A 13,501-nucleotide genomic window follows, 5' to 3' on the forward strand; every position below is an offset into this window, starting at 1 on the left:
CCTTCGGCAGGACGCGGTTAACGGGCTACGGCTACTTGGCCGCGTCGGCCGCCTCGTCCTTCGGTGACTTCTTCGGCTCGGGCTTGGAGTCCACGCCGGCTTCCTTGCGCTGCTGCGCGGTGATCGGGGCAGGCGCCTGGGTCAGCGGGTCGAAGCCGCCGCCGGTCTTCGGGAACGCGATGACGTCGCGGATCGAGTCCGAGTTGGTCAGCAGCTGCACCACGCGGTCCCAGCCGAAGGCGATGCCGCCGTGGGGCGGGGCGCCGAACTTGAAGCCCTCGAGGAGGAAGCCGAACTTGGACTGCGCGGACTCCTCATCGAGCCCCATCAGCTTGAAGACGCGTTTCTGGACGTCGCCCTGGTGGATGCGGATGGAACCGCCGCCGATCTCGTTGCCGTTGCAGACGATGTCGTAGGCGTAGGAGAGGGCGTTCTCCGGGTCCTGGTCGAACGTGTCCAGGAATTCGGGCTTCGGGGACGTGAAGGCGTGGTGGACGGCGGTCCATTTGCCGGAACCGACGGCCACGTCACCGGAGGCGACGGCGGCCTCGGCGGATTCGAACATCGGGGCGTCGACGACCCAGACGAACGCCCAGTCGCCGTCCTTGATGAGTCCGGTGCGGTGCCCGATCTCCACGCGGGCGGCGCCGAGCAGGGCGCGGGACTCGGCAGCGGCGCCGGCGGCGAAGAAGATGCAGTCCCCGGGGTTGGCGCCCACGGTGGCCGCCAGGTTCTCGCGTTCGAAGTCGGTGAGGTTCTTCGCGACCGGTCCGGTGAGCGTTCCGTCTTCCTGGAGCAGCACGTAGGCCAGGCCCTTGGCGCCGCGCTGCTTGGCCCATTCCTGCCAGGCGTCCAGGGTGCGGCGCGGCTGCGAGGCCCCGCCGGGCATGACGACGGCGCCGACGTAGGGTGCCTGGAACACGCGGAAGGTGGTGTCCTTGAAGAAGTCCTTCAGCTCGGTCAATTCCAGGCCGAAGCGCAGGTCGGGCTTGTCGGATCCGTACTTCTGCATGGCGTCCGCGTAGGTCATGCGCTGGATGGGGGTCGGGACCTCCACGTCGATCAGCTGCCAGAGGGCCTTCACGATGCCCTCGCCCAGGGCGATGATGTCGTCCTGCTCGACGAATGAGGCCTCGATGTCCAGCTGGGTGAACTCCGGCTGCCGGTCGGCACGGAAGTCCTCGTCGCGGTAGCAACGGGCGATCTGGTAGTACTTCTCGAACCCGCCGACCTGCAGCAGCTGCTTGAACAGCTGCGGGGACTGCGGCAACGCGTACCAGGATCCGGGGGCCAGGCGTGCCGGGACCAGGAAGTCGCGGGCGCCCTCGGGGGTCGAGCGGGTCAGCGTCGGGGTCTCGATCTCGACGAAGCCCTCGCCGTGCAGCAGCTCGCGGGCCACCCGGTTGACCTCGGAGCGCAGCCGGATGTTGGCGTTGGGGCCCGGACGGCGCAGGTCCAGGTAGCGGTGGCGCAGGCGCGCCTCCTCGCCCACCTCGACATGCGCGTCGATCTGGAAGGGTAACGGTGCCGAGGTGTTGAGCACGACGACGGACTCGGCGATGACCTCGATCTCGCCGGTGGCCAGGGCCGGGTTTTCATTGCCCTCGGGACGGGCCTCGACGGTGCCGGTGACCTGCAGCACGAACTCATTGCGCAAGGAGTGGAAGTCGGCCTCGTCGCGGACGACGATCTGGGCCACTCCGGAGGCATCACGCAGATCCAGGAAGGCTACCCCTCCGTGGTCCCGGCGGCGGGCCACCCAGCCGGCCAGGGTGACGGATTGTCCAATGTGCTCGGCCCTGAGCGTGCCCAGGTCGTGAGTGCGCAGCACTGATGTCCTTTCGAGGGTATTTTCGCGTGCGAACCGGTTGGTGACCGGGCCACGGCACGCGCTGTGAATCGTGGATTGCCTTCGAGTTTACCGGCAGCCGGCGGCGCCGGGGCAACCGGGGGTCAGGAGGTGGTGATTCCGGGCTGCAGGTCCGCGGCCGGCGGAGTCCAGGTCCGCGGGTCGGCGGCCACCTGGTCGCCGCTGCGGATGTCCTTGACCTCGTGGGTGCCGTCGGCGGCGGTGAACCAGACGAAGGGGATCCCCCGGCGATCCGCGTAGCGGATCTGCTTGCCGAACTTCTCCGCCTTGGCGGCCACCTCCACGGCGATGCCGCGCCCGCGCAGCGCGGTGGCGACATCCTGCGCCGGGTACCAGGAATCGTCGTCGTTCAGTGCCACCAGCACGGCGCTGGGCACATCGCGGGTCGCCTGCAGGCCGCCGTCGGCCAGCAGCCGGGAGACTAGCCGGGACACGCCGATGGACAGCCCGACGCCGGGGAAGACCCGGTTGCCCTTGGAGGCCAGGGACTCGTAGCGCCCGCCCGAGCAGATGGAGCCGAGCTTCTCGTGCCCGACCAGGACCGTCTCGTAGACCGTGCCGGTGTAGTAGTCCAGGCCGCGGGCGATGGAGAGGTCCGCGACGACGGTGCCCGGCGCGCGCCGGCCGGCGGCCTCGATGACCTCGGTCAATTCGGCCAGGCCCTCATCCAGCAGTTCGTGCTCGACGCCGAGGGCGCGCACCCGCCCCACGAAGGAGGTGTCAGCGGTCCGGATGGAGGCCAACGCCAGCGCGGCCCGGGCCTGCTCGGCGGTGGCCCCGATCTCGGTGATGAGCAGTTCGGCGACCTTCTCGGGGCCGATCTTCTCCAGCTTGTCGATGCTGCGCAGCACCCCGGCGGTGTCCTCGAGGCCGAGACCGCGGTAGAAGCCCTCGGCCAGCTTGCGGTTGTTCACCCGCACCGTGAACTCCCCGATCGGCAGCGAACCCAGGGCATCGGCAATGACCAGCGCCAGTTCGACGTCGTAGCGGAACGGCAGCGAGCCGTCGCCCACGACATCGATGTCAGCCTGGGTGAATTCGCGGAAGCGGCCGTCCTGAGGGCGTTCGCCACGCCAGACCTTCTGGATCTGGTACCGGCGGAACGGGAACGGCAGATGTCCGGCGTTCTCCACCACGTAACGGGCGAAGGGCACGGTGAGATCGAAATGCAGGGCCAACGCGTTCGGATCGGTTCCGACGGTCTCGTCCTCGTCGGCCTGCAGGCGGGAGAGCCCGTAGACCTCCTTGTCGATCTCACCCTTGCGCAGCAGCTGCCCCACGGTTTCCACGGCACGCGTCTCGATGTTGCCGAAGCCATGCAGTTCAAACGTGCGACGCAGCGCGTCCAGCACGTGGAGCTCGACCAGGCGTTCGTTGGGCAGCCATTCGGGGAAACCGGACAGGGAGGCCTTGCGTGCCATATCGGGGGAAGCTCCTTCGCGAAAGTTCATGGGCCGGTACTGACTTCGCCGCCATCGACGGCACGGAAAACGGCCAGTAACCGCACAATTCTAGGACGTTCGCTCCCGGCATGGCGACCCGGCCGCCAGCAAACTACCGTGTTTCCGCGGCGACTCGGTAAAGTGACGGGGGAAACATGGGTCCCGGGGTACTCCCGGGACGATCCCCAACGAAAGAGTTTTAGCGGTGACCAGCTCCAAGCAATCCGACGACAACGCCCAGCAGCCCGACGAAGCGGCAGGCGTCGAAGCCAACATCCCCGACCAGTCGGCCCCCGAACACCCCGCAACCGGTACCACCGAGCCGGACGCGCCCGCGGTACCGGACACCGCGCAGGCCCCCGGCGAATCCGCCGACGCCGAGCAGGCCCCCGGCGAGAAGGCCCCCGGCGAATCCGACGACGCCGAGCAGGCGGAGGATGCGGTCGCGCCGGCCCCGGCAGAGGCACCCCAGCCGACCCCGGCCCCCAAGCCTGCGGCCACCCCGCGGCCCGTGCCGACGCCTGCATCGGTCCCCCACCCGCCGGCCAAGCCGACGCCGGCCACCGCCACGGCGGGCCAAAAAAACCCGACCACCCCGGTGGTCCCCGCTCCCCCGGCCTACAGCAGCGATCTGGCCGAGGCCGCCAAATACAGCCGCGTCACCGAAGACGGCCACGTCTTCGTGCTGGTTGACGACGAGGAGTTTCCGGTCGGCCAGTACCCCGATGCCGCCCAGGAGGAGGCACTGGCCTACTTCGTGCGCAAGTACGACGACGTCGTGAGCCAACTGCTCCTGCTGGAACAGCGGGTGGCTGCGCAGGCGCCATCGGCCGATATGAACAAGACCCTCGACCACCTCCAGGAACTTGTGACCGAGCGCATCATGGTCGGCGACCTGAAGGCGCTGCAGCAGCGCATCGACGTCGTCCGGGGCGAGGTCGCCGAGCGCCAGAAGGCCGAACGCCAGGTACAGGAGGAGAACCGTGCCCGCGAGTTGGCGGCCCGCGAGGCCATCGTGGCCGAGGCCGAGACGCTGGCCGCGCAGGACCCCGCCAGCGTGCAGTGGAAACAGGGCAGCAACCGGATGAACGAGCTGTTCGACCTGTGGAAGTCCGCGCAGAAGAACGGCCCCCGTCTGGGTCGCCCCACCGAGGACGCGCTGTGGAAGCGATTCCGTGGTGCGCGGACGACCTTCGATCGGCACCGCAGGGCCTTCTTCTCCCAGCTTGATTCCGACAACTCGGACGCCAAGCGCGCCAAGGAGGACCTCATCTCCCGTGCCGAGGCCCTCTCCGGTTCCACCGACTGGGGCCCCACGGCCGGGGAGTACCGCCGTTTGATGGATGAGTGGAAGGCCTCCAAGCGCGCCTCCCGGAAGGACGACGACGCGTTGTGGGCCCGGTTCCGTGCTGCCCAGGACGTCTTCTTCGATGCCCGTTCGAGGGCGAACGAGGAACTGGATCAGGAATTCGAGGCCAACCTGGCGGCGAAGGAGGCCATTCTGGTCGAGGCCCGCGCCCTGCTGCCGATCAAGGATCTGGCGGCGGCGAAGAAGGCCTTCGAGCCGATCCGTGACCGGTGGGAAGCCGCCGGCAAGGTGCCGCGTTCGGCGATGCAGCGGATGGAAGGCGGCATGCGGACCGTGGAGGACGCGCTGCGCGACGCCGAGGACGAGAAGTGGCGTCGCTCCAACCCGGAAACCAAGGCCCGGACGAACAGCATGCTCACCCAGCTGGAGGACACCATCGCCGATCTCGAGTCGGACCTCGAGACCGCCAAGACTTCCGGCAACGACCGCAAGATCCGCGGCGCGGAAGAGGCGCTGTCCGCCCGCCGCGCCTGGCTGGAGACGTTGCAGAAGTCCGCGGAGGACTTCGAGTAGACCGCCGCACGCGGGACGGCGACTTCCGCCGCCCGCGGGGCACCCTGTGAGGGGCCGGTCACCAGTATCCACAGACTGGTGGCCGGCCCTTTTTCCTGGGCCGTACCTTTGCCAGAGTGTCCTCATGACAGACCTGCTGGCCGGCCCGGCCGAGACGGCCATCTACCAACCGGGAAAGCCCTTCACCGCGCCCGAGCTTTCAGTTCTCCAGACCGAGGGCGTGCTCCGGGTCGTCCTCCCGGGAGCCTACGTCTGCACGGACCTGACGGAATCGGCCGAGGTCCGGACGGCAGCCGTGGCCTCCTACATAGGTCCACGGCTACGGGAAGGGGCCGTCATCGGCCGTCTCACGGCGGCATGGGTCCACGGCTTCCTCGCCCAGCCCCCGGAACTGGAGTTGCTGGTGGCCAGGTTCCACCGGCTGCCGCTGCGCCGCCCGGATATCGGCATCTCGTTGCATGAGTGCCTGCTCAATGACGAGGAGGTCCTGAGGATCGGCCTGATGCAGGTGACCACTCCGGCCCGTACCGCCCTGGATGTGGCCTTCCACGCACCCCCTGCCCCGGCGCGACGTGTCCTCAGCCGGATGCTCGGCGCCCGGCGCACCGGCTGCTCACGCGGGCAACTCCTCGCGGCGATCGAGGCCACCGGACGACGGCCTGGTAAACGTGCGGCACTGGCGATGGTGGACGGCCTGCCACAGCTGACGGCGCTGCCCTAGGTCCTGCGCTTGCCCTCCGAGGTCCGGTAGACGTCATATACGCCGTCGATGCGCCGCACCGCATTGAGGATGTGGTTGAGGTACTTCGGATCCCCCATCTCGAACGAGAAGCGCGAAATCGCGACCCGATCTCGTCCAGTCAGCACGCTGGCGGAGAGGATGTTGACCTGGTTGTCGGAGAGGACCTTGGTCACATCCGAGAGGAGCGACTTGCGATCCAACGCCTCGGCCTGGATCTCGACCAGGAAGACGCTGGATTGGGTGGGCGCCCATTTGACGTCCACCATCCGCTCGGAATCCTCCGCCAATGCCAGCAGGTTGGCGCAATCGGCACGGTGCACGGAAATGCCCGATCCGCGGGTGACGAAACCGCGGATGGCATCCGGGGGCACCGGGGTGCAGCAGCGGGCGAGCTTGGCCATGACGTCACCGGCACCGGCCACGACCACACCGGCATCGGAGGTCTGCCGCGAGGTCCCCGGGGTGAACGACGGTGTCTCGTCGAAATCGGCCTCGTCCGGATGATTGGGGCCGACCAGAGCGGTCAGGTGCTCGATGACGTTCTGGGCGGAGGTGTGTCCGTCACCGACCGCTGCGTACATGGCGGCGATGTCGCTGTGGCGCAACTGCTGGGCGACGGCGGTGAGCGTGTCGTGCGTCATCAGTTTCTGCAGCGGCAGGTTGTTCTTGCGCAGCGCCCGGGTGAGTTGGTCCTTGCCCTTGTCGATGGCTTCTTCGCGGCGTTCCTTGGTGAACCACTGGCGGATCTTGTTCCGGGCACGGGGGCTCTTGACGAATCCCTGCCAATCCTGGCTCGGACCCGCCCCCTCGGCCTTGGAAGTGAAGACCTCGACCCAGTCCCCGTGGTGCAGTTCGCTGTTCAGCGGGACGAGTTTGCCGTTGACCCGCGCGCCAATGGTCCGGTGCCCGACTTCGGTGTGGACGGCGTAGGCGAAGTCCACGGGAGTTGAACCGGCGGGCAACGCCATGACCTCGCCCTTGGGAGTGAACACGAAGACCTCGGCGGCATTGATCTCGAAACGCAGCGAGTCGAGGAACTCACCGGGATCCCGTGTCTCCTGTTGCCAGTCCATCACGCTTCGCAGCCAGTTCATGTCCTGGCCGTCGTGCCCCACGGCCTTCGTCTTGGCCGCACCGGACTTGTACATCCAGTGGGCTGCGATGCCGTATTCGGCGCGGCGGTGCATATCGTGGGTGCGGATCTGGATCTCCACCGGCTTGCCGCCGGGGCCGATCACCGTGGTGTGCAGCGATTGGTACATGTTGTACTTGGGCATCGCGATGTAGTCCTTGAACCGCCCCGGCAGCGGGTTCCACCGCGAATGCAGGCTTCCCAACGTCGCGTAGCATTCCCGGACGGAGTCGACCAGAACGCGCACGCCCATCAGATCGTGGATGTCGTCGAATTCCTTACCCCGCACCACCATCTTCTGGTAGATGGAGTAGTAGTGCTTCGGCCGTCCGGTGATCGTCGCCTTGATTCGTGCCTGATGCAGGTCTTCGCCGATCAGTGTCCTGACGGTGGTCAGGTACTTCTCCCGTTCTGGGGTCCGATCCCCCACCATGCGCACGATCTCCTCGTACACCTTGGGATGCAGGGCGGCGAAGGAGAGGTCCTCGAGTTCCCATTTGATCGTGTTCATGCCCAACCGGTGGGCCAGCGGCGCGAAGATCTCCAGGGTTTCGCGGGCCTTCTTGGCGCTGGACTCCGGTGAGACGTAGCGCCAGGTCCGGGCGTTGTGGAGGCGGTCGGCGAGTTTGATGAGCAGGACCCGGATGTCGCGGGCCATGGCGATGACCATTTTGCGCACGGTTTCGGCCTGTGCCGCGTCACCGAATTGGACCTTGTCCAGCTTGGTGACCCCGTCGACCAGCATGGCCACCTCTTCACCGAATTCCCGGCTGAGGTCGTCCAGTGAGTAGTCGGTGTCCTCGACGGTGTCATGCAGCAATGCAGCCGCCAGCGTGGTTCCGGTCATGCCCATCTCGGCGAGGATGGTCGCCACGGCGACGGGATGGGTGATGTAGGGGTCACCACTTTTGCGCTTCTGGTTCTCGTGGCAGCGTTCGGCGACCGTGAACGCCCGGGTGATCAGGTCCAGGTCTTCGCGCGGACTGTTGGCACGCACGGTGCGCAGCAGGGGTTCGAGGATCGGGGGCTGGCCCGAGGTGCTCCTGCCGGCGAAGCGGGCGAGGCGTGACATGGTTCCGCCGCGGCGGCGTGCCGTCGGTGGCGGCGGCGCCGGTTCCTCGGCTTCGCGCGCTGCCCGGGCTGTGGGTTCCGCCATGGCAGCTCCTCTCGCTGATCCCGAGCGCATCCTGCGCCCTGGTCTGGGTACCGGTGGGCCACGGGTGGGTAGTCCCAGCCGTGGCCCGTCCGTTATTCAAAGTTATAGCACCCGTGGAGGCCCGGGGTCACATGCGGGCCCCGGGCACCCCGGCGTCATCCGGCAGTGGCGGCCTTCGAGACAGTGCTGTCGCCGCGCTTGGCGAGGACCTTGGCGTTGTGCTTGCGCACGTCGGGCTCTCCATGGCGGAATACCGCGTAGAGGGGGGCCTGGACGAAGATCGTGCACAGGGTGCCGACGATGATGCCCACGAACAGTGCCAGCGACAGATCCTTCAAGGTGCCGGCCCCGAGCAGGTAGGAGCCGATGAACAGGATCGAGGCCACCGGGAGAACGGCCACGACGGAGGTGTTGATCGACCTGACCAGCGTCTGGTTGATCGCCAGGTTGATCTGTTCGATGAACGTGCGTTCCGACTGGTTGAACGTGTGGGCGGTGTTCTCCCGGATCTTGTCGAAGACCACCACCGTGTCATACAGCGAATAGCTCAAAATGGTCAGGAACCCGATGATCGCGCTCGGTGTGACCTCGAAGTTCGAGAGCGAATAGATGCCCGCTGTCACGATCACCACCGTGAACAGTCCGATGATCGCGGCCAGCGACATCTTCCACGTCCGGAAGTAGACGGCCATCAGCAGTGCGACCAGCACCACGAACGCGATGAGACCCCAGAAGGCCTGCTGGGAGACGTCTGCACCCCAGGAAGGGCCCACGTAGGAGGAGGTCACCTCGGAAGACGACACCCCGTACGCCTTCGCCAAGGCGTCGGCCACCTGCAACGTCTGGTCGTTGGTGAGGCGGTCGGTCTGGATGCGCATGGTGTTTGCCGCGATGTTGGTGACCGTCGGTTCGTGGTCCGGCGCGGCGGCCTTGACGGCTTCCTCACCGGGCTTGATATCGGTGTGCGAGACCTGCGAGACGGTGAATTCCGAACCACCGCGGAACTCGATGCCCAGGTTGAAGCCGCCCTTGGCGACGGGGATGATGATCGCGATGATGACCAGCACCCCGGCAATCAGGAACCACAGGTTGCGCTTGGCGATGAAGGGGTAGGACCGCCGGCCGGTGTATAGGTCATTGCCCCATGAAGCGAGATTAGGCATTGTCGTTTTCCTTCGTCGCGGGGGACTGGTCTTCACCGGTGCGGGCCGCTTGTCGTCGTTCGGCGATTGTCTGCCGTCGGGCTGCCTCCTTGGAGGCGGCACCGTTGCGCTTGCCCGCGTCCGGGCTGGGCCGGTATTCACGCAGCCTGCCGGCGCCCTTGTAGAGTGCCTCGGCACCGAGCAGCGAGGGGTCCAGGCCCGAAAGCCGGTGCCCCTCCCCGAAGAAGCGGGTCTTGGCCAGCAATTGCAGCGTCGGATGCGTGAACAGGAAGACCACGATGAGGTCGGCGATCGCCGTCAGGCCCAGGGTGAAGGCAAAGCCCTTCACGTTGCCGACAGCGACGATGTACAGCACGACCGCTGCCAGCAGGTTGACGGCCTTCGACGCGATGATGGTCTGCTTGGCCCGCTTCCAGCCGGTTTCCACGGCGGAGGGCAGGCTCCTGCCGTCGCGGAGTTCGTCTCTGATGCGTTCGAAGTACACGATGAACGAGTCGGCGGTCAGGCCGATGGAGACGATGATGCCGGCAATGCCGGCCAGCGATAGCCGGTAGTTCTGTGCCCACCCGAGCAGGACGATGGCCAGATACGTCAGGATGCCGGCGACGACCAGGGACAAGATCGTGACGATTCCGAGGAGGCGGTACTGGAAGAAGGAATACAGGGCCACGAGGGCGAGGCCGATGATGCCGGCGATGAGCCCCATGCGCAGCTGGTCGGAGCCCAGCGTCGCGGAGATCTGCTGCTCGCTCTGGATCTCGAAGCTGATGGGCAGGGCGCCGTATTTCAGTTTCTCTGCCAGCGCCTTGGCCGATTCTTCGGTGAAGTTGCCGCTGATCTCCGCTTTGCCATCTGCGATCAGGGCGTTGGTCGTCGGCGCCGAGAGCACCTTGCCGTCCAGGACGATGGCGAACTGGTTCTGCGCGCCCTGCATCTTGACGAGGCGTTCGGTCACCTCACGGAACTTGGTCGTTCCTTCGCCGTTGAACTCGAGGTTCACCACCCACTTGCCGGTGTTGAAGCCCTGCTGTGAGGTCTGCATCCCCGAGGTGGCGTTGGCGATGTCGGTGCCCGGAATGGCCACTGGGCCCAGGATGTACTTGACGTGCTGGTCCGGATCGCACGCGATGGTCGGCTTGTCAGGGTCGGCGGACTCGATGTTCGACTTGGCCAATTGCGCAGTGCAGTCGTAGGCCTCGAACTTCTTCTGCAGGCTGGCGTCGATCCAGTTGGTATCGGAACCGTTTTCCGGCTTCTTGGTCGGCTGGGGCAGATCGGCGGCCTTGGTGCGTTCGGCCTTCGGAGTCGCATCCCAGCTGCCGGCCTTGATGACGGGACGGAACTCCATGTTCGCGGAGGCCTGGATCAGCTCTCGGGTCTTCTTGTCGGGGACACCGGGCATGGAGACGACGACGTTGCGTCCCGACTGGGTGGTGATCTCTGCTTCGGAGACGCCGGAACCGTCGACGCGCTGGCGGATGATCTTGACCGCCTGATCCAGCTGGTCCTGGTTGATGGCGGCCCCGCCCTGGACCTTCGGAGAGAGGATCATCTGCGTCCCGCCCTCGAGGTCGAGGGCGAGCTTGGGTGCGAAGCTCGCCTGGTTGGTGGCGACGCCGGAAACCAGCACCGCCGACAGCGCGATGATGATCACGCCGAGCCACAAGAGCGCGCGACGTGCGTGCCTGATCGGGCCAGTCTTAGTCATGGTGGGACTTTCTGCTCAAGACACCCGTGAAAGGCATCGAATGACGGCAGAACGCGGCGTCGGCCCCCGGGGGGAACCGACGCCGCGATGCACTTAGTCGTTCTTGTTCTTGCCTTCGCTGTCGAGACGACGCAGCGTCTCGTCCGCGGTCTCGCCGTAGGCCGACTGCCCGGCGGGGGCCTCGTCCTCGGGCAACGGCGTGTTGGCCTGTTCGGTGGACTCGGCGGCGGCAACGGGCACGACCTTGGCGATGGCCTGCGAGTGCACGGTGGCCGTCGTGCCCGGCGACAGTTCCAAGGTGACCTTGTTGTCGTCTGTGTCGATGGACAGGACAGTACCGAAGAGACCGAAGTTGGTCATGACCTCCGAGCCCGGCTCCAGCTGCGAACGCAACTGTTGCTGCTGCTTCTGCGCCTTCTTGCGCCCGCGGAACATCATGAAGATGAGGAACGCGAACGCCAGGATGAGGATGAGGGTCATCGGATCGAAGCCCGATGGTGCTGCAGCCTGGGCCAATATCGTGGAGGTCAAGGGTTACTACCTGTTTCTGTTCTGGGGGCTTCCGTGCACGCTGGCTACAGGGCGCACTGGAGGGCAAGTACCCATTGTATAGGTCGAGGCTGGAGGTTCAGTGACCGGGACCTCAGCGCGGGGCGTCGTCTTGAGGGCCGATCGTGGCGGATTCGCCGGATGCGGCCGGTTTCTGGCGCCCAAATTGCCCTCCGGGCTCGCCGAAGAGCGCGGCATCGGCTGGTGCGGCGAGACCCAGGTGTTCCCAGGCAGCCGGCATGGCGATGCGTCCGCGGGGGGTCCGCCCCAGCAGGCCTTCGCGTACCAGGTAGGGTTCGGCAACCGTTTCAACGGTTTCGGTTTCCTCGCCGACCGCGATCGCCAAGGTCGACAAACCGACCGGTCCTCCCCCGAACTTGGTGCACAGGGCGGTCAGGACGTTGCGGTCCAGCCGGTCCAGCCCGCGGGCGTCGACCTCGTACATGTCCAGGGCGGCGGACGCCGACCGGGCATCGATCTGCTCGAGGCCATGGACCAGCGCCCAGTCCCGTACCCGCCGCAGCAGGCGGTTGGAGATCCGCGGGGTGCCCCGGGAACGCATGGCGATCTCGGCGAAAGCCGCGGAATTCACCGACATGTCCATCAACATCGCCGACCGGCGGAGGACCAGCTCCAATTCGTCCGTCGAGTAGAACTCCAAGTGCCCCGTGAAGCCGAACCGGTCACGGAGCGGGCCGGGCAGCAGGCCCGCCCTGGTGGTGGCGCCGACGAGTGTGAACGGGGGCAGCTCCAGCGGGATCGCCGTTGCGCCGGCGCCCTTGCCGACGACGATGTCGACCCGGAAGTCCTCCATCGCCATGTAGAGCATTTCCTCGGCGGGGCGGCTCATCCGGTGGATCTCGTCCAGGAAGAGGACCTCGCCTTCCGTCAAGGAGGAGAGGATCGCGGCGAGATCGCCGGCGTGCTGGATGGCCGGCCCGGAGCTGATCCGCAAGGGGGCGTTCATCTCCGCGGCGATGATCATCGCCAGTGTCGTCTTGCCAAGCCCCGGGGGGCCCGACAGGAGGACGTGGTCTGCGGAACGCCCGCGGATTTTCGAGGCTTCCAGCATCAGGGACAACTGCTGGCGGACCCGTGCCTGACCGACGAAGTCGTGGAGGTTCCTGGGCCGCAGCGCCGCCTCGAGGGCCCGTTCTTCCGGCTCGGACGTCGAGGCGGTGATCTGCTGGTTCTCGGACATGGTCGTAGCCTAGCGTCCGCCGACCGATGCTCCGCGACCCAGATCGCGGAGGACGGACTTGAGGATTTCCCCGACCTGGCCCCCGGCCACGAGATCGGGTTCGGCCTTCGCCGTCGCCGCCAGGGCCTTCTCGGCGTCTTTTTCGGTCCAGCCGAGGCCGACCAGGGCCTGCAGGACCTGCTCTTTCCAGACGGGAGCGGCCGTGTCGGGCGCGGCAGACGTCGTCTCGCCGGTGGGAGCGAGCTTGCCCGCGAGTTCCAGGACGATCCGCTGCGCACCCTTCGGGCCAATGCCCGGAACACGGGTGAAGGCCTTGGTGTCCCCGCTCGAGGAGGCAACGCGGACGTCCTCGGGGGTGTGCACGGCCAGCACCGCCAGGGCCAACCGGGGGCCGACGCCGGCGACGGAGAGCAGCACCTCGAAGACCTCCCGCTCCCCCGGGGTGGCGAAACCGAACAGGGTCATCGAATCCTCGCGGACCACCATCGAGGTGTGGACGAGGGCGTCGCGGCCCAGATGCAGGCCGGAGAGGGTCTGCGGGGTCGCCTGGACGAGCATCCCGAACCCGGAGACCTCGATGACGGCGCTGTTCAGGGCCACATGGGTGACCACGCCGTTCAGGGAACTGATCATGGAAAGCCTTCCTCCGGCGTCGT

The 13,501-nt window shown here is 66.8% G+C and carries 10 protein-coding genes; 2 read left to right on the forward strand and 8 right to left on the reverse strand.

The features are described from left to right. Positions 1 to 31: 31 nt before the first annotated feature. Positions 32 to 1,831, reverse strand: coding sequence for an aspartate--tRNA ligase (gene aspS, locus AC1MEQ_RS01550; RefSeq protein WP_479793347.1), 1,800 nt, complete (start codon positions 1,829 to 1,831; stop codon positions 32 to 34). Positions 1,832 to 1,953: 122 nt separating this feature from the next. Beyond that, the gene (hisS, locus tag AC1MEQ_RS01555; RefSeq protein WP_479793349.1) at positions 1,954 to 3,291 is read right to left on the reverse strand and encodes a histidine--tRNA ligase; all 1,338 of its coding nucleotides are present in this window, start codon (positions 3,289 to 3,291) and stop codon (positions 1,954 to 1,956) included. Positions 3,292 to 3,517: 226 nt separating this feature from the next. Here hisS and AC1MEQ_RS01560 point away from each other — a divergent pair, with 226 nt between their 5' ends. Continuing rightward, positions 3,518 to 5,194 (forward strand): DUF349 domain-containing protein, encoded by a 1,677-nt coding sequence (locus AC1MEQ_RS01560; RefSeq protein ID WP_479793351.1) that lies wholly within the window; start codon positions 3,518 to 3,520, stop codon positions 5,192 to 5,194. Positions 5,195 to 5,318: 124 nt separating this feature from the next. Next, positions 5,319 to 5,915, forward strand: coding sequence for a hypothetical protein (locus tag AC1MEQ_RS01565; protein WP_479793353.1), 597 nt, complete (start codon positions 5,319 to 5,321; stop codon positions 5,913 to 5,915). Here the strand turns inward: AC1MEQ_RS01565 and AC1MEQ_RS01570 are convergent. The 6 genes from AC1MEQ_RS01570 to ruvA form a co-directional block, all read right to left on the reverse strand. Beyond that, entirely contained in the window at positions 5,912 to 8,140 is a 2,229-nt protein-coding gene (locus tag AC1MEQ_RS01570) for a RelA/SpoT family protein (protein WP_479796003.1), read from the reverse strand. The two genes, AC1MEQ_RS01565 and AC1MEQ_RS01570, sit on opposite strands and share 4 nt — an antisense overlap. A gap of 239 nt (positions 8,141 to 8,379) precedes the next feature. Continuing rightward, positions 8,380 to 9,387, reverse strand: a complete 1,008-nt coding sequence (gene secF, locus AC1MEQ_RS01575; protein ID WP_479793354.1) for a protein translocase subunit SecF — start codon at positions 9,385 to 9,387, stop codon at positions 8,380 to 8,382. Then, entirely contained in the window at positions 9,380 to 11,095 is a 1,716-nt protein-coding gene (gene secD, locus AC1MEQ_RS01580) for a protein translocase subunit SecD (protein WP_479793356.1), read from the reverse strand. The genes secF and secD overlap by 8 nt, the downstream gene beginning before the upstream one ends. Positions 11,096 to 11,188: 93 nt before the next feature. After that, positions 11,189 to 11,626 carry a preprotein translocase subunit YajC gene (gene yajC / locus AC1MEQ_RS01585; RefSeq protein WP_479793358.1) on the reverse strand — a complete coding sequence of 146 codons (438 nt, stop codon included), beginning with the start codon at positions 11,624 to 11,626 and terminating at the stop codon, positions 11,189 to 11,191. Positions 11,627 to 11,738: 112 nt separating this feature from the next. Then, positions 11,739 to 12,845 carry a Holliday junction branch migration DNA helicase RuvB gene (ruvB, locus tag AC1MEQ_RS01590; RefSeq protein ID WP_479793360.1) on the reverse strand — a complete coding sequence of 369 codons (1,107 nt, stop codon included), beginning with the start codon at positions 12,843 to 12,845 and terminating at the stop codon, positions 11,739 to 11,741. Positions 12,846 to 12,854: 9 nt separating this feature from the next. Next, positions 12,855 to 13,478, reverse strand: a complete 624-nt coding sequence (gene ruvA, locus AC1MEQ_RS01595; protein WP_479793362.1) for a Holliday junction branch migration protein RuvA — start codon at positions 13,476 to 13,478, stop codon at positions 12,855 to 12,857. Positions 13,479 to 13,501: the final 23 nt, after the last annotated feature.

This window comes from Arthrobacter sp. ASL1, assembly GCF_056680475.1.

Coding starts and splice junctions, on each gene's coding strand:
- hisS (WP_479793349.1), bottom strand. CDS start 3,291: ATGGCACGCAAGGCCTCCCTGTCCGGTTTCCCCGAATGGCTGCCCAAC.
- AC1MEQ_RS01565 (WP_479793353.1), top strand. CDS start 5,319: ATGACAGACCTGCTGGCCGGCCCGGCCGAGACGGCCATCTACCAACCG.
- AC1MEQ_RS01570 (WP_479796003.1), bottom strand. CDS start 8,140: ATGTCACGCCTCGCCCGCTTCGCCGGCAGGAGCACCTCGGGCCAGCCC.
- secF (WP_479793354.1), bottom strand. CDS start 9,387: ATGCCTAATCTCGCTTCATGGGGCAATGACCTATACACCGGCCGGCGG.
- secD (WP_479793356.1), bottom strand. CDS start 11,095: ATGACTAAGACTGGCCCGATCAGGCACGCACGTCGCGCGCTCTTGTGG.
- ruvB (WP_479793360.1), bottom strand. CDS start 12,845: ATGTCCGAGAACCAGCAGATCACCGCCTCGACGTCCGAGCCGGAAGAA.
- ruvA (WP_479793362.1), bottom strand. CDS start 13,478: ATGATCAGTTCCCTGAACGGCGTGGTCACCCATGTGGCCCTGAACAGC.